14 protein-coding genes are annotated in these 20,444 nt (G+C 49.6%); 12 read left to right on the plus strand and 2 right to left on the minus strand.

Going from position 1 to position 20,444, the window contains the following annotated elements; all coding sequences use genetic code 11:
- The first annotated feature begins 13 nt into the window (after positions 1 to 13).
- The 6 genes from ICL55_RS28450 to ICL55_RS28475 all read left to right on the plus strand — a co-directional run bounded on the left by ICL55_RS28450 (position 14) and on the right by ICL55_RS28475 (position 6,961).
- A complete protein-coding gene (locus ICL55_RS28450; RefSeq protein WP_188104038.1) occupies positions 14 to 1,417 on the plus strand; it encodes a RagB/SusD family nutrient uptake outer membrane protein in 1,404 nt (467 codons plus the stop codon).
- Between the two features lie 30 nt (positions 1,418 to 1,447).
- On the plus strand, positions 1,448 to 2,182 hold the full coding sequence (locus ICL55_RS28455) for a DUF4843 domain-containing protein (RefSeq protein WP_188104040.1): 735 nt from the start codon (positions 1,448 to 1,450) through the stop codon (positions 2,180 to 2,182).
- 4 nt (positions 2,183 to 2,186) lie between these two features.
- Positions 2,187 to 3,854, plus strand: a complete 1,668-nt coding sequence (locus tag ICL55_RS28460) for a PKD-like family lipoprotein (RefSeq protein ID WP_188104043.1) — start codon at positions 2,187 to 2,189, stop codon at positions 3,852 to 3,854.
- Between the two features lie 8 nt (positions 3,855 to 3,862).
- Positions 3,863 to 5,029 (plus strand): thioredoxin family protein, encoded by a 1,167-nt coding sequence (locus tag ICL55_RS28465; protein ID WP_188104045.1) that lies wholly within the window; start codon positions 3,863 to 3,865, stop codon positions 5,027 to 5,029.
- A gap of 8 nt (positions 5,030 to 5,037) precedes the next feature.
- On the plus strand, positions 5,038 to 6,231 hold the full coding sequence (locus tag ICL55_RS28470; RefSeq protein WP_188104048.1) for a CE1 family esterase: 1,194 nt from the start codon (positions 5,038 to 5,040) through the stop codon (positions 6,229 to 6,231).
- Positions 6,232 to 6,334: 103 nt separating this feature from the next.
- On the plus strand, positions 6,335 to 6,961 hold the full coding sequence (locus tag ICL55_RS28475; protein WP_188104050.1) for a GrpB family protein: 627 nt from the start codon (positions 6,335 to 6,337) through the stop codon (positions 6,959 to 6,961).
- A 90-nt stretch (positions 6,962 to 7,051) separates the two neighbouring features.
- On the opposite strand, the gene ICL55_RS28480 is transcribed toward ICL55_RS28475, so the two are convergent.
- Positions 7,052 to 7,645 (minus strand): hypothetical protein, encoded by a 594-nt coding sequence (locus tag ICL55_RS28480; protein ID WP_188104053.1) that lies wholly within the window; start codon positions 7,643 to 7,645, stop codon positions 7,052 to 7,054.
- 229 nt (positions 7,646 to 7,874) lie between these two features.
- Between ICL55_RS28480 and ICL55_RS28485 the strand changes: the two genes are divergently transcribed.
- Together ICL55_RS28485 and ICL55_RS28490 are read left to right on the plus strand one after the other, a co-directional pair.
- Positions 7,875 to 9,104, plus strand: coding sequence for a thioredoxin family protein (locus tag ICL55_RS28485; protein WP_188104055.1), 1,230 nt, complete (start codon positions 7,875 to 7,877; stop codon positions 9,102 to 9,104).
- A gap of 196 nt (positions 9,105 to 9,300) precedes the next feature.
- On the plus strand, positions 9,301 to 10,677 hold the full coding sequence (locus ICL55_RS28490) for a SpoIID/LytB domain-containing protein (protein WP_188104057.1): 1,377 nt from the start codon (positions 9,301 to 9,303) through the stop codon (positions 10,675 to 10,677).
- Positions 10,678 to 10,721: 44 nt separating this feature from the next.
- On the opposite strand, the gene ICL55_RS28495 is transcribed toward ICL55_RS28490, so the two are convergent.
- Complete coding sequence (locus tag ICL55_RS28495) at positions 10,722 to 13,607, minus strand: ligand-binding sensor domain-containing protein (RefSeq protein WP_188104059.1); 2,886 nt, start codon at positions 13,605 to 13,607, stop codon at positions 10,722 to 10,724.
- A 182-nt stretch (positions 13,608 to 13,789) separates the two neighbouring features.
- On the opposite strand from ICL55_RS28495, the gene ICL55_RS28500 reads away from it, so the two are divergent.
- The 4 genes from ICL55_RS28500 to ICL55_RS28515 are packed head-to-tail and all read left to right on the plus strand — an operon-like array spanning position 13,790 to position 20,443.
- Entirely contained in the window at positions 13,790 to 16,867 is a 3,078-nt protein-coding gene (locus ICL55_RS28500) for a SusC/RagA family TonB-linked outer membrane protein (protein WP_188104061.1), read from the plus strand.
- A 60-nt stretch (positions 16,868 to 16,927) separates the two neighbouring features.
- The gene (locus ICL55_RS28505) at positions 16,928 to 18,463 is read left to right on the plus strand and encodes a RagB/SusD family nutrient uptake outer membrane protein (RefSeq protein WP_188104063.1); all 1,536 of its coding nucleotides are present in this window, start codon (positions 16,928 to 16,930) and stop codon (positions 18,461 to 18,463) included.
- Between the two features lie 21 nt (positions 18,464 to 18,484).
- Entirely contained in the window at positions 18,485 to 19,300 is an 816-nt protein-coding gene (locus ICL55_RS28510; protein ID WP_188104065.1) for a glycoside hydrolase family 16 protein, read from the plus strand.
- Between the two features lie 51 nt (positions 19,301 to 19,351).
- Complete coding sequence (locus tag ICL55_RS28515; protein ID WP_188104067.1) at positions 19,352 to 20,443, plus strand: Gfo/Idh/MocA family protein; 1,092 nt, start codon at positions 19,352 to 19,354, stop codon at positions 20,441 to 20,443.
- The last annotated feature ends 1 nt before the right edge of the window (position 20,444 follow it).

The raw sequence follows: 20,444 nt of genomic DNA on the forward strand, positions 1-20,444 counted from the left end.
TAAATCTTCACACATGAAATCCAGGCTTTTGATACTGAGCATGCTGATGCTGATATTTTCATCGTGTAAAAAATGGCTCGATGTAGATCTGATCAATCAGGTGGATGAAAACAAGCTGTTTAGCAAGGAACAGGGTTTTACAGATGCCCTCGCCGGCGCGTATAATCAGATGGCGGAACGGAATCTTTACGGCCGCAAGCTGACTTTCGAAATGCTGGATGTACTGGGACAGTATTACAGTTATACCGGTATTGCAGAATCGTATAAGCCTTACCGTGATTATCAATATAAAGATGCTTCCGTACGCGGACAAATAGATGCCATCTGGACGGATATGTATGGCAACATCGCTGCTGTCAATAACATTGTTCGCTGGGAGCAGAAAAATGGGGCCGTGATGCGCCCGAATGTCCGCAAACAGGTGTTGGGCGAAGCGCTGGCCCTGCGCGCCTACCTGCACTTTGACCTGATGCGCATGTTCTGCGAAGACATCAAATTCAATCATCAGGCTAAAGGCATTCCTTATAACAAACAGTTCGGCGTAGCGCTGCCACCCGTATACACGCTGGCGGAATGTTACCAGCTGGTGATGGCTGATCTGGAAGCGGCATGGACCAATCTGGACGAAGTGGATGCCATCAATAATAATGTACCGTATTTGTCGGCCGATAAAAACGTGGCAGACAGGGATGTGGCACGTATGAACAAATATGCCGTAAAAGCCCTGATGGCCCGCGTGTATATGGCAAAGGGCGATAAAGCCAATGCCATCCGTTGTGCCAAAGAAGTGGTGGACTCCCGCAAATTCCGGTTGCTCGATTTTAAAACCAGTGTAGATGTGGACGAGAACAAAAGAGACATCCTTTTCTCCGATGAACATATTTTTTCACTGCGCAACAAAACCATTCCGGAACTGTCGAATGAAGTACATTTCGATATCACTACGCCCACCAGCACTACTTTTGCGAAACTGCCTTTCGGCGATGCCGCAGGCATCTATGGCTCCAATACCGATGATGCCCGTTATCAGCTCTGGTTCGACGGTAACAAGGTGACCAAATACACCCGTGGCAAAGCCAATGTCTTTATGCCTAAAGTACCGATGATCAAGCTGGCAGAGATGTACCTGATTTTAACAGAGGCGTATTATGATACCGATCGTAATCTCTCCCTGCAGTACCTCAATGATCTGCGTCGTTCCCGTATCAGGAATGTGTCTGACTGGCATTACATCACCCGGGACAATATTTTTGAAGAGATCGTCCGTGAATTCCCGGGAGAGGGCCAGCTGTTCTTTGCCTATAAACGGCTGAATAAGGCCATCCGCAATACTGCCGGCACCGGGGACATCCCACCGTCCAATAATATTTTCGTATTCCCGATACCTGATAAGGAACTGGAAACAGGGAACCGGTAAATGATTTTCTGACCGCTATCAACAAAGCACATGAAAAAACTGATGATCATATATGCGCTGGCGTTATTGGGTGCCTCCTGTACCAAAGATGCCGGCCTTACCTATACAGAAAAGGACAAGATCTACTTTGCCTATAACTATCTCTACTATACGCAGGTGATAGCGTATGATAAAGTAGTGTTCTCCTTTGGCATGAAGCCTGACTCCATCATCAAAGACACCGCCAAAATTGGTATCCGCGTAATGGGGCAGCAGTCCGGCAAAGACAGGCAATACCGTATTTCTATTGATAAAGACTCCTCTACCGCGCAGGAAGGCGTACACTACGAAGGGCTGAAAGAGCTGAATACTATCGGGAAAGGACTTATTCTGGATACGCTCCGCATTGTGGTGCTGCGTAGTCAACTCAATAGCAGCCATATCACCCAGGAGAACCGCCGGTTGCGGCTTCGCATGGAAAGCAGCGACGATTTTGACAAAGGAACGCAGAAAGGCGCTGTCATCGATCTTTATCTGAACAACTACCTGTCGGAACCCAAATGGTGGAAGCGGTATGAAAGCTTCGGATTGTATTTCTATCATCCGGAGAAATGGAAAATACTGATGTCGTTTCATCCGAGCTTCCGGGACGCTAATTCGGATTACCCGATGAATGCCAACCAGGTGTCGACCTATTTCTCCTCTCTGCGGGCTTATCTGGCGCAGATCCCCACCTACGATAAAGAAACCCATGCGCGGGTATTAATTGACAAACTTGTACCGTAGCCTTATGAAAAAAATCACATTACTATCGGGTATGTTCCTGGTGGCAGCAGCGGTATCTTCCTGCTACAAAGACAAAGGGAACTACGACTATACAGAACTGAACGAGCTGAGTCTTAAAGGCCTGGAAACCCGCTATGAGCGTGATCAGGACGACTCGCTGAATATCATCACCGACCTGAAAGGCACCCAGTATGCAGACACGTCCCGCTTCACTTATGCCTGGGAAATTGGCCGGACGGTCTTCTCTATGCAGAAAGATCTGCATCTGAAAGTGAACATGGCCACCGGTGACCATCTGGCCCGTTTTGTAGTTACCGACAAAGACAACGGCGTAAAATCCTATTTCCGTTTCAGCCTGCGCGTAGTGTCAGCCACCGCCGGAGATCTGTTGCTCGTATTGAGCAACTACAACGGCCGGGCAGAACTCTCTTACCGGCGGCTGGACAAAGACGCAGATTTTGCCGTGAACTACTACCAGCAACGGTTTGGACAGTCGCTGGGCACCGGTCCGAAACAGATCTGCATCGGTTATAATACCATGGCCAATCAGCAGCCTTTTGCGGATACGTCCGGCAGCGTGCAGGTGATCACAGCAGAAGGGATGAAGATCATCTATAAAAATACGATGGGGCCTAAATACAATTTCAACTATGTGACCGGCGGCACTTTCGCTTCTTTCCTGCCCCCTTACCCGGTGCAGGACGTGTCTGGCTTCATTCCCGAGTACGCCGCTTACCAGGTAGAGATGTGGAACCACAACCCTTACGGAGGTATTAACCAGAACGGACGCCTGTACGTTATCTCAGGCGGTGCGCTATATTCCGATATGCTGGACCGTGACCGTATTACCGTGTATGCCAACCAAAAAATAGACAAAGGCTACCTGGCGCCGGCATTGTGTTTTGCCTCCGTGGCGAATTCACCACAGACCAGTCCTACCCTGAAGATGCGTGGTTTCGACGTATCCAGCTATGTATTGCTATTCGATAATACCAACGGCAGGTTCCTGTACAGCAACTACGGCAACCGGCCATTGACGATCGTGGACAAGGACTTCAGGGAATACCTGCCTACCTATCCCGGTTATAAGATGATCTATGCCTCCCATACGTCTACCCCTAATAAATGTGTGGCAGTGCTGAATAATGGTACTAAAACAAAGCTGGTATACCTGACCGTGCCGGGCAATGCTACCCAGCAGACCACCATGCCTTTTGCTGTGAACGGTGAAGTAGAGGTGAGTAATAACCTGATCAATGAAGACACCCGTTTCTATATGATGCGGTACTCTCCGTATCTGTTGTTCAGCAGCGGCAGCCGCATTTACCGGTACAACGTACTGAATATCCCGAGCGGCGCCGCTCCTGCAGACGCCATTGCAGACCTGAGCAGTATGGGCTATAGCGGCGATGCCGTTATCAAGGCATTTACCGTGTCCCGTACAGAGCAGAACCTGCTGCTGGCAGTGTCCCGCTATGGCGCTACCACCAGTGGCGACGGACCGCTGCGCGGCGACGTGGTGAAGCTGTTGTTTGATAATGCCGGCATCAGCCTGAAGTTTGATAAAAAGTATGAAGCCGTATCCGGCAATCCGGTAGACATCCGGATTAAATACCAGACCCACCAACGGGACGGGGTAGACAGGAACGGTGTATTGGTAGATAAAATCTGATATTTATTATGAAAAAGATATTGACCATCATCGCGCTGCTTTTCGCTACCATGGCTTATGCCGGGAAAGGCCTCCGCTTTTCCCACATCAGCTGGAGCGAGGCGCTGCAACAGGCGAAGCAGGAAAAGAAACTCATCTTCATCGATTTTTATACGCAGTGGTGCGGCCCCTGTCGCGCGATGGCCGATGAAGTATTTATCACCCGCGCCGTAGGCGATTTTTATAACAGTCATTTCATCAACCTGAAGATTGACGCGGAATCGCCGGATGGCAGCGTACTGGCGCGCAAGTACGGCGTGAAAGTATATCCCACTTTTGTATACATCGATCCGGCCACAGAAAACCCGGTACATTTTTCCACCAGCCGCCAGGATGAAGACATTTTCCTGTTTACCGGCGCATCAGCCCTGAGCCGCGACCGGAACTCCGTATTCCTGTACGACCGGGAGGAACAGGGCGCTACTGACGCCACCTTCCTGTATAACATGGCGTATTATCTCTCCAGTATTTATCAGCGGGAGGCAGCAGAGAAAAAGTTCGGCCAGCTGCTCAGCCTAAAAGGGCAGGACCTGACTAATGCCAACATATGGGAGTACTACACCCGTTTCATCCGGGACAGGCAACATCCGTTGAGCCAGGAACTGCTGCGTCAACCGGAGAAATACAGCCGGTTGTATGGCCCGGAAGCGGTGGCTGATCAGCTGTATGCCCTGTACCGTTGGGAAAGGGAAGTGTCTGTATTGCAGCAGGCGCCCGCATTTGAAGGCCGCTCTTATCTCATTGCCAAACAGCGGTTTGAAGAAGCGATGAAAGCCCGCGACTACCAACGGGCAGGCCTACTCGCAGATAGTATGTTGTTGCAGGCCGGAAGCCGCAATCAGGAAGTGTGTGCCGACCTCGACTTTATGGTCAGGGTGCGGGATGAAAATACCGCTATGCCGGAGGCGCAGCTGGCCATCATCGCCAAGCTGGCACAATACGCCGCTTACAATGTGCCCGACAGGGAAAATGGCATCGCGCACTTTAACTATGCCCGACTGCTGGAATACATCCTCCGTCAACAGCCACAGCAGGGCGCCCGGCTGATAGCCGCGCCAGCCATCGGCGCACGGGAATACTCATTAAGGCCGCCGGGGCTGCAAGCCAAGCCGGTCAAAACAAAAACCACCAAATAGCATCGTCCATGAAAAAATATATCTGTTTACTGGCAGTGGCCATCGTGCTGCTTTCCTGTAAAAAAGACACCAGCGTATATGCGCCACAGCAGAAAGAGCAGGTGCCTGGCGGGCAGCTGTTTAATCCCGATGGCCCTGATCAGTGGCCCGATGGTGTGCTCAAATCCGGTATCAACAAGGTGGTCCTCGACGTGACCATGCCTACCGGCGAAAAAGTAAAAAGGGAGTTTAAATACTATTTCCCTATTTCACTGAACCCGCAGAAACCGATATCGCTGGTGTTCAACTTCCACGGCAGTTATACCTATACCGCCGGCACCACGCCACCAGACCCTATCGGGAATGTGACGCAGCAGGACCCGCTCAACCGGCTGGCCGATACTGCCAATATCATCGCGGTATTTCCTGCCGGTACCGCAGAACCGGGCGCTGTCAACTGGCAGTTCTCCGAAAAGCATATCCCGTTTGTGAAAGCGATGATCGCTTTCTTCAAGGCAGCCACGCCCTCCGTAGATGCCAACCGGATCTATACCTGCGGCCATTCCAGTGGGGCTATCTTTTCGTTTGTGCTGGCCCGTGAGATGAACGATGTCTTTGCCGCAGCATGTCCTGTCTCCGGGCAGATGAAGCTGGTTGATTTTACCGCTCCCGCACGGACTACCGCTGTACGGGCGTTTAACGGGCAGAAGGATGCTTCGGTGAATCATGCCGCAGCGCTGGACAATATCAGGGTGTGGGCCGATGTGATGGGCGGCTACTATGTTAAAGACAGCATCAAAGGCCAGCAGGCGATCGTTGCAGGCACCTACACCTTATTGCCGATCAAATGGGGCAACGGTAATGGTAACATCGAATTTTATTCTATCCCGGAGGCTGATCATGGTATCAACTGGAATAACATCATTACTTATATGTGGGAATTCATGCGGGCCAATCCGTTGAACAAACCCACCGGCGCCTATGTGGGTGTAAAACAAAATACACTTTCTTTTACGCCGGGCAATACCTACAGCATTCCCGTACGGACTGCGAACAACGTAACGGTGAGGATTGCTGCTGCGCCGGCAGGGTTTAATGTAAGCCTGTCCGGAAACAATTTGCAGATAGAAGCGCTGGCCAATGCCGCTAACGGCAAGATTGTGCTGGAAGGCACATGGAATGGCGCCACGCAGAATACAGAGGTAAGTCTGACAAAGAATTAAGTCCGGATTCGACACGTTTTTTTGACAAGGGATGATGCCGTAAAGCGGTATCATCCCTTTTTACCTATGGAGATATTTGTATTTTGCGTGAAAATAGAAGACTATGTCTGTTGACCGTAACCTGTATTACATTCCATCCTCGCTTACTGTACACGATATCATTCATCAGGTGGAGTCTGACCCTGATGAAGTGCCCTGGGTAAGAGGAGTGCCTAAGAAAGAACATATTCACATTGAAGCATATAATCCGCAATGGCCGGTATTGTTTGAGCAGCTGAAGGGGATTGTTCAACAAGCCCTTGGCGCCACCGCTCTGCATATAGAGCACGTTGGCTCCACCGCAGTGGAGCAGCTTCCGGCCAAGCCGGTGATTGATATGGACGTGACGGTGGCCGATTCTTCCAGGGAAGAGCTATATGTTCCTGCTTTGGAAGCACTCGGCTATCAGCTGGAAGTACGGGAGCCTACCTGGTATGAGCACCGGGTGCTCCGGCTGGAAAATCCGCGGGTGAACCTGCATGTTTTCAGTCCTGATTGTCCGGAGGCCATACGCCACATCCTGTTCCGTAACTGGCTGCGCGAGCATACGGAGGACCGTGAGCGTTATGCTGCCATCAAATACGAAGCGGCCAGGGATGTGGAGAACGCAGGGGACTACAACGCAAAGAAAAATGCCGTAGTGAAAGCGATCTACCACCGGATGTTCAGCGCGTTGGGGCTGGTGGAGTAGTGTTGCCGATATAGTACGATAAAAAATAACCGGTATGAAAGGTGGGTCATCCACGGTTCATACCGGTTGTTTTTTCTTTCGGTGATGAAATTATTTCAGTACTACCGTACTATCTCTGGCAATTTTGAAATAGCCTTCAGTGATTTCTTTTTCGCCGGTCACATTCTTTTCTCCTCCGAAAGCCCTACCGCTGAAAGTGCCTTCAATGAAAGCAGCATCATAACGGGTGATCTCAATGCGGAAGGGGGCATCCGGATGTTTGGATGAGTTGCCGGACGCATGATAAATGTCCTGAAGTCCCCAGTTATCAATGAATGTTTGCCATTCAAAGGCATTGTCGATGCCGGTAGTAACGGCGCCATAGACCCCTTTTTTGATCTCATGTCCGGGGAAATTGATCCTGACATACAGGAGCGCTTTTTTATCCTTTCCCGCTTTGCCTACAGCAGGGTCATTTCCCCTTAGTTCAATCATGGAGAACTGGTCACTGGTTTTTTGAAAATAACTTTTGGTGGTCAGCGAGTCGATGAAAAGCGTGCCATTCACTTTCATGCTGATAAACTGGACAGATGGCTGGTGTTCAGTGCGTGGGTTGTTGTCTCCTGGTGAGCTTTGATGATCTTTTTTACAGGCGGAGGAGAGAAAAAGCATTAACATAAATGCCGGTACAACTAATGGTTTCATATCGTTTAACGTTGTGGTGATAAAATGCGGCGTCACAAAAGATGCCTCATCACTATGGTATAAAATTCGTTCCAAAGAATAAAAAAGAGGGTGTAAAAAGGCGACAATTTTTGTCTGGATAATTTCTGAAGGAGGTATTGCGCTTGATAAGAATACGGGAGATAACGGCCTGCCATATATGAAATTCCCTTAAATTCGGAGTATATCTTAAACCAACACACAACTAGTTATGAAAAAATTACTCTTGTTAGCCTCCTGGCTGCCGATGATGGCTGTAGCACAGGACAAAGGCATGCATTTTGAGCACGGTAGCACCTGGGCCGAGGTAAAGGCCAAAGCCAAAGCAGAGAACAAGTATATTTTTGTAGACTGTTACACTACCTGGTGCGGCCCCTGCAAGTATATGTCTGCTAATATCTTCCCACAGGAAAAAGTGGGTGACTTCATGAATGCCAAATATATCAACGTAAAGGTGCAGATGGACCAAACCGACAAAGACGGAGAGGACGTGAAAAAATGGTATGCTGACGCACAAAAGATAGAAAAAGACTACAGCATACGGGCGTACCCTACCTTCCTGGTATTCGGACCGGATGGTCAGATCGTAGACCGGCAGGTGGGTGGAGCTGACGCAGACCAGTTCATTGAAAGGTGCGCCGCTTCCCTGGAGCCATCCAAACAGTATTATCCACAGCTGACCAAATACCAGAATGGCCAGAGAGATACCGCTTTCCTGCGCAGGCTGGCTTTCCTCGCCATGGAAAAATACGATCAGACCAATGCCAATGCGGTAGCCAAGGACTATCTGAGTCAACAAAAAGACCTCTATACTCCTGTTAATATCGATTTTGTGAGCAGGTTCACCCAAAGCTCTAAAGATCCGGGTTTTGATATGTTCCTGCATCATGCCGACAAAGTGAATAAAGTACTGGGCGCCGGTAAAGCGGAAGCCAAAGTGCTGGCGATTGCCGCTAATGAAGAGGTATATCCGCGCCTGCGTACCAAAGACAATACGGCACCAGACTGGGCTGGCATCGAAAAAGATGTGAAAGCCAAATACCCCGGCATTGCAGAAGAACTGATGCTGAAATCCAAAGTGCAGTTCTATGTGTTTATGAAAGATGCCAACAACGCAGTTTCCAGCATTGTGGCCTACATGAAAAAATACGGTCACAAAGCAGATCCCCAGGCGCTGAACGAATATGCCTGGACCATCTTCGAAAAATGCAATGACGCCAAATGCATAGAAGAGGCGCTGGAATGGAGCAAACGTTCTTTCAAAGACAGGGAAATTCCTGCTTTCATGGACACCTATGCCAACCTGTTGTATAAAGCCGGTAAAAAGGCAGATGCGCTGGCCTGGGAAGAAAAAGCCATGAACAAGGCAGAAGGTGATGAGAGAAAGAATTATGAGTCTACCCTGGAAAAAATGAAAAAAGGGGAGAAGCTCTGGGACTGATTTTCAGCCGCTGAAATCATATAATAACGGAGAAAGCCGTGCCTGTTACAGGCACGGCTTTCTCCGTTATTACATCGTCGCTCCGGAAGTGCGATTGCAGTAAGAAATAGTAGCTTCAGTATGTTTAGTATTGGGCAGCACGAAGATTCCACAGATTCCACGATCCTGAAAAACCTTTAACCCAAAATCCAAATACATGAAAAAACAATTCCTGATGATGACCCTCGCCGGTTGCGCTGTTGCCAGCTCGTGCGAAAAAAAGGATGCTGCCGGTAACCCGGACAGTCCCTCCAACGCCAAAACTACCCGTATAGACTTCACCGTTACCGATGTTGTGACGGGTTTCGCCATCCCGGATGCTACCATCAGCGTGAAAGGCCCCGATGGAAAAGAGAGCAGCCTGACAGCCGGAAAGAACGGCGTGGCTTCCTTCCCCGCCACCAACGGAAAATTTACTTTCGTGATAAACGGGCAGGGATACAACCAGCTGGAAACGTATTTCTCTGCCGGTGAAGACTCCGTGATCCGGGCACAGATTCATCTGGACCCGCAGGTGAATCCCGTAGCCGCGAGGAACACGGAAAACGACAATACGATCACCATCAGCGGATATCTGAGTGATGCTGATGCACATGCTCCCCTGGCAGACGTGTCCCTGAATCTGGGCGACCATACCGCCAGGACAGACAGCAGAGGCTATTTTAGCGCCACTTTTCCCGCTGACCCGCTTAGCGCCGATCCGGCGGTCAAACCTGCCAATATCACCCTCAGCGCCGGCAAAGCAGGATTTGTGACCCACGTGCTGAAAAACTTCTACCTCATACCGGGCGCCTATACGTTTAAAATTGCACTCCGCAACGTTGCTTCGAAATCCGCCGCAGCGGCCGATGGCAGAGCAGTCAATGAAGAGGTGGAAGAGCTGCGTCAGGGACTGTTGGACAGGACTGCCAATGAATCCCAACAACGCGAGGCAGCAGCCGTAGCGGCAGAACGCAGCGTGGTCGCCTCTGGTAAGGCCGCCGCACTGGCCTTGCCCGCCAGTATCCGCGTAGGACTTAATTGTTCCTGCCTTACCTGTAGTTCCGTGCAGGTCATGAGCCTGGAATCCTATACCGGATCAGGGCTTGACAACGAATGGATTTCCAGCTGGAAAGCCGCTTCTCTGCAGGCTGGTGCGGTGGCGTACCGCTCTTATGGCGCGTGGCATGTGCTGCATCCGATCAGGAGCAATTATGATATCTCCAGTACTACCTGTTCACAGGTATGGGGTAGTCAGACCGCTGCGTCCTGTATCAATGCTGCCAGTGCCACGGCAGGTGTCTATCTGTCACAGAACGGCGCCATTTTCAGGTCAGAGTATTCTGCTGAAAATAACAATGCCGGTTGTGGTGACGGCTTCAGTGGTACCGGCAGCTCATGGCCCTGTATCTCTGACGCCCGCTGTGCCGGACGGGCCACTAACGGCCATGGCCGGGGCATGTGCCAGTGGGGTTCCAGCTTCTGGGCCAGTGATAAAGACTATCGTTGGATATTGAATCATTACTACAACCCTGGTGGTGTAGTGGTGCAATAATAACAGGTGGCCGGCAGCAGTTGTGAACTGCCGGCCATCATCTGCTAAATCTGGTTTAAGAAAGTACTTAACGACTGCTCCGTTTGCAGGCCGATCTTTTTTCTGATCCTATACCGGCTTACTTCCACTCCCCGCACCGTGATGTTGAGCAGCTGGGAAACCTCTTTGGTAGTCAGATTCAGCTTAATATAGGTACACATCTTCAGATCGGTATTGGTCAGCTGCGGGTATTGTTTTTTCAGTTTATTCAAAAAACCGTCATTCAACTCATCAAAATGGGCGGCGAATGCCTCCCAGTTAGCATTGATTTTTTCGGTGTCTTTGATCAGGTCCGTGATGCTTTTGATGTCGCTGTTGCTGGTGGTCTCCGTATTGAGGCGGGACACTTTCTCCTTTATCTTCGTTAAGGTATCTGCTTTTTCCATCAGGTGCATACTGGTGTTGGCCAATTCCTTTTTCTTCAACAGTATCTCCTGTGCTAATTTTTCATTTTGAAGCTTGATGATTTCTTTTTCATTTTTCTCCAGCTCCAGGTGATGGATGTATTTTAGTCTTTTCTGCTCTTCCTCAAATTTTTGCTGCTGTAGCCGCAGTTTATGCTTTTGCCGTTGCTGTATGAAGCATATCAGGCCGGCGAACAGGGCGATGTAACCCAGTATGGCCCAGGAGGTCTTGTACCAGGGCGCTTTTATTATAAAGCTGTAGGCAACGACTGCCGATTCATTGTGCTGGTTGTCGCGGGCTTTGATTTTGAAGGTGTATTTTCCATTCGACAGGTTGGTGTAGTCTTTTTCTGTTTTGGTGTCCCAGGAAGACCAGTCGCTGTCATAGCCTTCCAGTTGGTAACTATACTCAATGCTCTTTTGAAATTCGTAGGAGGGGGAGCTGTATTCAAAATGGAAGGCATTAAAAGCAGCTGGCCACGGGTGGACCTCTCCGTTGCGCGTGTGCTGATAGCCGCCAAAGATGGTGCTGTCGGCTTTACCCGTGTACTTTATCATGCCCAGCCGGACGGTTACATTGGGTTTGGCGGCCGCATATCTTTTGTAGTCAAGATGTATTAACCCTTTTTCAGCGCCGATAAATACGTTTTCCCGGCTATAGGGATATATGTTTTCGAACTTCGACAGGAGCTGTCCGGCCAGTTCCGGGAAGTACGTGACGCTGGGATTGCTGATAGCATCGGCGGGAAAGAAGTGTATCACGCCGGTTCCCTTTTCGTTGCAAAACCAGATGTTGCCTTCTCTGTCTTCTGTCAGGTACAATATTTTCATGCTGCCAAAGACGGAAGAAAGAAACCCGGAAGGGGAGAACCGGTTTGTCTGAGGATTAAATTCATACAGTCCCCTGGCGGTGGCGAAGAGAATCTGATTTTTTATTTTGAAGACAAAGTTATTTAACGCGGAGGGAAGCCCGTCGTGCGGGGTATATAGCTGCGAGGCGTATTTTTTCTTGTCTTGTGATAAGTGGAAGCGATAAATACCACGATAAGGATGCGATGCCCAGATGTCTCCATTATTATCCAGGGCCATGAAGCGATAGGAGTCATACAGGCCGTCTATTTTCCCTTCGTCCTTAAACTGGTTGTTTTCATACCGAAGTCGTTTCAGTCCGTTATAAGTGCCTACGATGACATCTTGTGCCGGATACACGGACGACAGAGGCAGAAAATACCAGCTGCCGGTACCGCCGGAGACCAGGCGTGCGTCGGCGCCCTGTATATCATAAGTTCCGATATCGTTGCCGAGCAGCAGATGTCCATTGACCTCATGAAGGTTCCAGGCCTCGCGGTTTTCGGTGTTGTTGACGAGGGAGAAATCATCTTTTGTTACGTGGACGGTATTATTGTCGGATAAAGGGGCACTGTATAAGCCGTTGGAAGTGCCGACATACAGCCGGTTGTGGAAGATTTGTGTGGAATAGGCGGGCAGATTATTGGCTTTGCCAATCTGAAGGTACCTGATGGCGGAGTTGTAGTTGATATAACTGATGCCGCTGTTTAATCCTGTCCAGAGGTTACGGTTGGCATCCGCAAAAATGCTCAGCGCATTGTTATTTTGCAGTCCCTGGCCATCAGAAAAGCTCTGCCATTCATTCTTTTGTATGTTAAATACCAGGCATCCGTTGGCGGAAGTGGCCACGGCAAATTCGGTATCGCTTATTTTGGTGGTAGCATTGATGTATAGATTATTTTGCCCGTTATTTTTTTGCGGGGAGATGATACCGTCGTGTAATAAAAAGATGCCGTTGGTTCTCGTGACAACGAAGACACTGTCATTTCCCATGGGGATCATGCCGGCAATGAGCACGCCTGCCAGTTTTTTTCCTTCCCGCAGCGGTGTCCACAGATTTTCGTTTAGTTGTAGTAGTCCGGCAACGCGGTCTGATGCATATAGCTGTTCCCCGGCCCGGGCCATGAACAGCCATTGGGAGCCGGATGGGTGTACACGGACCGAGTGGCCATTATATTCAAAGATGCGATCATCGGCCTGGAAAAAGATCCTGTTGCCCATGATGGCGATATGCCATACATCGGCGAACCTGGTATGCTGTTCCGGGATTTTGTCTTTTAGAGAGGTATATGTCAATATGCCATTCGCTCCCGGAGAAAAATATCCTATTTCGTCTTGTCCTCCGACAAAGATTTTCCCGTCATCGCTGAGCGCGAGAGACCAGGCAACGGTGTTGTTGGGCAACGGATATAATTTCCAGTGACTGCCGTCGAAACTTAGCAGCCCCTCGTTGTTGGCAAAATACATGATCCGTTGTTTGTCCTGCCCTATGTCCCAGTTCTGGCTGCCTCCGTGATAATCAAATTTGGTGTAGTTGACTACAGCCGGAATGCCGGTTCCGCTTTGCGCGTGCGCAGCATGGCAGCATGTTGACAATAGCCCAAAGAAAAGCAGGATGTTAAGCAGGATCTTATTCATGGCTCAGGCTCCTCACGTGGATGTAGTAGTATTGTAGTAGTGTCTCCGGTCATAAAAATAGAGAATTACCGGATAAGACGTAGTAATGAAGTAGCGTTTTCTTCACATTTTCTGACAAGCTGACCTACTTTTGTTTTTCCACGATCCACTTTCAGGAATAAGCCAAAAACTAAATTTTGCGTATGAAAAAAAAGTTCTTCAGAATTTTTCTCCCCTTTTTGCTTTCGATGATCGCCCATTTTACCACCTATGCTCAAAACAAAATTGTAAAAGGTACTGTGACAGATGACAAAAATGCACCTGTCATTGGAGCTTCCATAGGTGTAAAAGGTACGGTTATCGGTACCTCTACAAATGAAGCAGGGGCTTTTACCCTTTCCGTGCCTGCCGGCGCAGACTCCATCGTGGTGTCGATGGTAGGATTTAAAAGGAAGGTGGTTGCCATTACCGGCAGCACGGTGAATATTCAGCTGGAGTCTTCGAGTACCGGGCTGGAAGAAGTGGTGGTGGTAGGGTATGGTACCCAGAAGAAGGCCGACCTCACCGCTCCGATCAGCACCGTGAATACAGAAAATATGCTGAAGCGGACCACCGCTTCTCCCATGGAGGCGTTGCAGGGCAGCGTTCCCGGTGTGCAGGTAGTCACCAGCGGCGCGCCGGGCAGTTCCCCGAATGTCCGCATCAGAGGCGTAGGATCATTTAATAATGAAAATCCATTATATGTGGTGGATGGTATGTTCGTCAACGATATCAGCTTTCTGAATCCCAATGATATTGCTGACATGTCCATTCTCAAAGACGCCTCCGGAGCGGCTATTTACGGTGTACGTGCAGCCAATGGGGTGGTATTGATCACCACCAAAAAGGGAAAGACCAATATGAAGACCCGCGTGACCTACAATGGCTACGTGGGGGTGCAGAAACCAACACACGTGCTGAAAATGGCTAACGGTCAGCAATACACGGCGTTTTCCCTGCAAAGAGGGTCTGTCGCCGATACCGGCACGGTGCTGTTGTCTTCCCGGAAATACGGGGGCAGTGGCCTGAACCCCACTACCAGCACCGACTGGTACGACGTGATATTGAGGAAAAGCGCGCTGCTGACCAACCATGGCATTGACGTGCAGGGAGGGAGTGACAAAGTAACCTACTCCATGGGACTGAACTATACTTATCAGGATGGTATCCTGAACGCGCTGAACAACTTTAAAAGATACAACGGACGGCTGCAACTGGAAGCCCGGGCGTTCCCGTGGCTGAAAGTGGGCTTCTCTGCCATTTTCAACAATTCCGTTACTTTCAGTCCTAACAACTCCGCATTTCTGGATGCTTACACCGCTTCCCCGCTGTTCCCGGTGTACGACAGTACCAATGTCAATGCCTTCCCGGTGAAATTCACGGCGCCTTCCGTGATCGGAAGATCGGATGATAAAAACCCGATGGCCTCCGCCTATTATAATTATGACCGGTCAAAAGCATTCCAGATCCTGCCCACCTTGTATGCCGAAGCCGGTTTCTGGGAAAATAAAATCACTTTCCGGTCACAGTTGAGCCAGATATATGGTTCGTTGCTGGGAACAAAATACCGGCCTCAGATGAATGCCGGGCCCGGCGCCGGGTCTACGGTGTCTCATCTGACATCCATTCAGGAACGGACGACCAATTATATATTGGACAACCTGCTGACCTACAGAGACGGTAAAGGCGCACATCATTGGAGCATATTACTGGGGCAGTCCACCAGGGAGGAGCGCTGGCGTCAGACACGGACGGAAGCGGATAATGTTCCTAACGTGGAAGAGTCCTGGTATACCGGTCAGGGTACGCCCAACGCCGCCTACTACGGAGAAAACGGCACGCGCAATGCAGGGCTTTCCTATTTTACCCGCGCCACCTACGATTTTGATAATAAATACCTGCTGACGGCCACCTTCCGTGCAGACGGCAGCTCCAAGTACCAGACCAAATGGGGGTATTTCCCCTCTGTGGGCCTGGGATGGGTGCTGAGCAAAGAAGCCTTTATGAAAAACCAGCGCATCTTCGACTTCCTGAAACTCAGGGGCAGCTGGGGACAGCTGGGCAATGACGGCGTAAATGCCAACGCAGGATATGCCATCGTAAAAACGGGTAACAGCACCTCCGCTGTATTTGGCAGCACCGCCGGCGCCAATGGAGAATATGTGCCGGGCTACTCCGTGAACCGGTTCTTTACAGACATCAGCTGGGAAGTAGTGACCGAGTGGGACGGCGGTGTTGATTTTGAGATGTTCAAAGGTAAATTAAAAGGCTCCGTTGATTATTACAACAGAAAAACTACCAGGGCCGCTTTCTATCGCCCGTTCCCCTTCACGTATACCACTATTTATGGCAACTGGGCTGATATGCAGAACAGTGGCTGGGACATTGCCCTGAACTGGAATGACAAAATAGGCCAGGTAGGCTATTCGATTGGCGCCAATCTGTCGACCCTGAAAAACAAAGTCACCAATTTAGGAACGCTCCCCAGCTCCACCAGCGGTTTCCCGGAGTGGACCGCGGAATTCCCCAATCGTATATTGGTAGGAGAGCCCATCAACTATTTCTATGGGTATGAATTTACCGGTGTGTACCAAACACAACAGGAGATTAACAGTGACCCTGTAGCCGTCCATTATAATCAGACATCCTCCTCACCTATTGTGCCCGGCTTCCCTAAATATAAAGACCAGAACGGCGACGGCGTGCTGGATGATAAAGACCGTATCAATATGGGAAGCTATCTTCCTAAAATCACCTATGGTTTCAACATCGGTCTTACCTATAAACAATTCGATTTCAGCATCGCCTTCCAGGGTGTTTCGGGAAACAAAATATTCAACCTCAACAGGGGACGGCTGTACAAGGCGTCCACTTCGCTGAACCTGGACGAAAAATTTGCCAGCAGTCTGTGGACAGGCCCCGGTTCTACCAATGCGTACCCTTCTGCCTATGCACTGGGACAGGGCTGGTTTAAAGTCAGCAATTCCTTTTTCGTAGAGAGCGGCGCTTATCTGCGTATACAGAATATTCAGCTGGGTTATAATTTTAATGTAGGTAAAAAATCTCCTATTGGTATGAGAGTATTTGCCACTGCTGACCGGCCATTTTTATTCACCCGGTACAATGGCTTTACGCCTGAAGTGGGTACCAATACAGGCGGTGGTTACCCGGTTTCCGGTTATGATGCCAACGTTTATCCGGTTTCTTCCACCTACAGTTTAGGTGTCAGGGCTACTTTCTAGCGATATCTCCTGAACGGATATACGAAAATGTTTCCCGCAACAGCAAACAAAAAAGAAATCATGAAAAGCTATATATCTATTTTATTTCTGATAATACTTTTATCTTCCGGTTGTTCCAAGTTTTTGGACCGCCCATTGGAAAATCAGCCGCAGGCTACCACCATCGACTATACGGACCTGTCGCTGATGTACCAGCCCGTTTCCGGTGTGTACAGAACAGCCGCCAGCGGCACTTTTGGGAAATGGATCAGCGTTGCTATCCGGTCGGTGCACAGCGATGATGTGGTACCGGGGAATGACGACGCCGGACAGAACGCCATCCATAATTTTCAGAATGATGTGACCGTAAAAAGTTACTGGGGCATCAACGACATGTGGATCAGCATGTATTCGGTGGTATTGGGAGCCAACAGCGCCCTGGCCGAACTGGATAAATTTGGAAAGAACATCCCGGCCAACGATGCGGAGAAAAACAAACTGCTGGCGAAGTATCAGGCGGAAGTCCGCTTTTACAGGGCGCTGGCCCATTTCTGGCTTTGCAGGAACTATGGCCCGGTGCCTATTCTTGGCATAGAAAGTAACGATCCGGCCAACCTGGGCGGCGTTACCAAAAGCAGCGTGGAAGAGGTGAAAAAGCATGTTATCTCCGAAATGGATTTCTGTATTGCGAACCTGGAAGATGCCCGTCCCAATGCAGCCACCCATATCGGCGCCGTTACCAAATATACCGCCCTGATGTTAAAGGCAAAGGCCGCAATGGACCTGGCCGGTAATAACAATGGCAGCCCTTATTGGGACGTGGTGCTGGACTGCACCAACCAGATTGTCAACAGTGGTAAATTCTCTCTGTTTGCCGATTATTATCAATTGTTTAAAAAGCCCGGTAAGTTATGTGATGAAGCTATTCTGGAACTGCAATACTCTGATTTTGGAAAGTCTACCGGCGATATCGTGATCTCCGGCGGCCCCGGTGAAGAATGGGGTAACTTCTTTTTCTTCCAGGGCCCTGAGAATACCTACAGCCCTGTGATCACCGGCCCGGGCTGGATGGTGCCCTCGCAAAAGGCAGTAGATTTTCTGACCGCACGCAACGACAGCATCCGTTTGAAGACAACGATCCAGTATTGCGGCATTAATGGCGATCCGGCTACCTATTCCGTGACGCCCGATGGAGACACCATCTCCGGCAATGCCTCACGGAAGAAATACTTCAACGGGAAAGCCTATTCACCCCGGTCACAAATGACGCCCGACAGGATCGATTATTACGGCGCGAACAATAATGTCCGTATCATGCGGTATGCGGAAGTGCTGCTCATGAATGCGGAAGCCAAGATCCGCAAAGGACAAAGCGGGGACGCGGAAGTGAACCAGGTTAGGAACCGCGTGAAACTGGCGGCTATTGCGAACGTAACCTTGCAGCAATTGCTGGATGAGCGTCATGCAGAGTTGATTTGCGAATGGTGGGGAGAAAGATTTAATGACCTGGTGAGAACAGATCAGGCGGCAACAGTGCTTCCCGGCTTTATAAAAGGGCAGAGTGAATATATTCCCATTCCGCAGGCGCAGGAAGATGTAAACCCAAGACTCAAATAATTTAGACAGATATTTAAGCAGATGAAAAAAAGTATTTATTATCTTTTGGTGATAGCGGCCGGATGCTGCTATATGGCTACGACACAGGCACAGTCGATTCAACGTCATAAGAAATGGAAGCTGGCCTGGAGTGATGAGTTTAATTACACCGGGCTGCCGGACAGCACAAAATGGGGATATCAAACCGGTAAGTCGGGCTGGGGGAATAATGAGCTACAGTATTATACCGCCGCAGACACCCATAACGCTAAGGTGGAGAATGGCAACCTGTACATTACCGCCAGAAACACCGGCACAGGGGATCATCATTATACGTCGGCGAGGATGATCACCAAAAACAAAGGTGACTGGAAATACGGGAAGCTGGAAGTGAAAGCTAAACTGCCCAAAGGCAGAGGGCTCTGGCCTGCCATCTGGATGTTGTCGACGGATAATGAATACGGTGGCTGGCCGGAAAGCGGAGAGATCGATGTGATGGAGCATGTAGGATACATGAAGGACAGCATCTTCGGAAGCCTGCACAGCAAAACGTATAATCATATCATCGGCACACAGAAAACAAAAGGCATTTTTATTAAAAATCCTTATGATAAGTTTCACGTGTATGCCGTGGAATGGACGCCGGACCATATCACTTTCCTGCTCGACGGGCAAGTGTATTACCAGGTGGCCAACGAACACAAAGGTCATGAAGGATGGCCGTTTGACAAGCGGTTCTTTTTACTGCTGAATGTCGCCGTTGGCGGCAACTGGGGCGGAAAGGAAGGGGTGGATGAAACCGTGTTCCCCGCTGCCATGCAGGTAGACTATGTCAGAATGTACGACCGGATAGAATAACCACGGAGGTTATTGACTATATTTTTTAATGGACCTTTTAAATGTTAAAGTATGAAGCGGGTTAAAGTAGCCATATTGGGCGCAGGATTTATTGCAGACATCCACATGGAAAGTTATTCACGGTTTGTTCCGGAAGCGGAGATAGTAGCGGTTTTTACACGTAGCGAAGAAAAAGCCCGGGCCTTTGCCGCTAAACACCATATTGCACAACATTTTTCGTCGATCGATGAGCTGCTCAAAAATACAGATGTAGATGTAGTGGATATCTGTCTACCTAACTTTTTGCACCGGGAGGCGACACTGAAAGCCGCCGCCGCAGGTAAACATATTATTATCGAAAAACCGCTGGCCGTGACGCTGGAAGAAGCCGATGAAATGATTGCTGCCTGCGAGAAGGCCAATGTGAAACTGATGTATGCGGAAGAACTATGTTTCGCGCCGAAATATGAACGCGCGCGGGCCCTGGTAGCAGAAGGCGCGGTAGGGGAGATCTATATGTTAAAACAGTCGGAGAAACATTCGGGTCCGCACTCCGACTGGTTTTATGATGTCAACCAATCCGGTGGCGGCGTACTGATGGATATGGGATGTCATGGCATCGCCTGGTTCAGATGGATGCTGAAAAACAGTAAAGCGGTGAGCGTGATGGCGTCTATGAAAACAGTGCTGCACAAAGAAAGAACAAAAGGGGAAGACAATTCCGTGGTGATCATAGAATTCGAAAACGGCGTCACCGGCGTGGTGGAGAACTCCTGGGCCAAACATGGCGGTATGGACGATCGCAGTGAAATTTACGGCACAGGCGGCGTGGCCTATGCTGATTTGTTTGTGGGCAATTCTGTTCTGGCGTATAGCCGCAACGGTTATGGCTATGCCATGGAAAAAACAGATACAACGGTAGGCTGGAGCTTCTGCATATTTGAAGAAGCTTTTAACCAGGGATATCCCCAGGAACTGAAACATTTTATTGAATGTGTGCAACATGACCGTGAGCCACTGGTGACGGGGAAAGACGGCCGGGCCGTGCTGGAAATTATCTATGCAGCGTACGCCTCTGCCGGCGAAGGCAAAAAGATCATGCTGCCATTTGATCAGCGGGTGGAGAAGCCTATCGACTTATGGCTGAAACCTTCCCGACCTTAAA

It is taken from the genome of Chitinophaga varians (genome assembly GCF_014529945.1).
Lineage (GTDB): Bacteria > Bacteroidota > Bacteroidia > Chitinophagales > Chitinophagaceae > Chitinophaga > Chitinophaga varians.